Raw genomic sequence first — 416 nt, 5'->3', positions numbered from 1 at the left:
ACCTGCACCTATTGTTCCGTAGGCTGTGGGCTGTTGATGTACAGCCTCGGTGACGGAGCAAAAAACGCCAAAGCATCTATCTTCCATATCGAAGGCGATCCGGATCACCCGGTCAACCGCGGTGCACTTTGTCCGAAAGGCGCTGGCCTGGTGGATTTCATCCACTCCGAAAGCCGTCTGAAGTTTCCGGAATACCGTGCGCCAGGTTCTGATAAATGGCAGCAAATCAGTTGGGAAGAGGCGTTTGATCGCATCGCCAAACTGATGAAAGAAGACCGCGATGCTAACTACATTGCGCAAAACGCCGAAGGCGTGACTGTTAACCGCTGGCTCTCCACCGGGATGCTGTGTGCTTCCGCGTCGAGTAACGAAACCGGCTATTTAACGCAAAAATTCTCCCGCGCGCTGGGTATGCT

Annotated in this window: 1 protein-coding gene; it reads left to right on the top strand. The window is 53.8% G+C overall.

Features of this window, described 5'->3' with window-relative positions:
* Positions 1 to 416: molybdopterin-dependent oxidoreductase (locus D7X99_RS42100; protein WP_121782598.1), on the top strand; the 416-nt coding region annotated here is incomplete at both ends.

This window comes from Corallococcus sp. AB032C (genome assembly GCF_003668935.1).
GTDB classification, from domain to species: Bacteria; Myxococcota; Myxococcia; order Myxococcales; family Myxococcaceae; genus Corallococcus; species Corallococcus exiguus.
The sequence above is the reverse complement of the archived record's forward strand: the minus strand, read 5'-3'. Positions and strand labels throughout refer to the sequence as shown.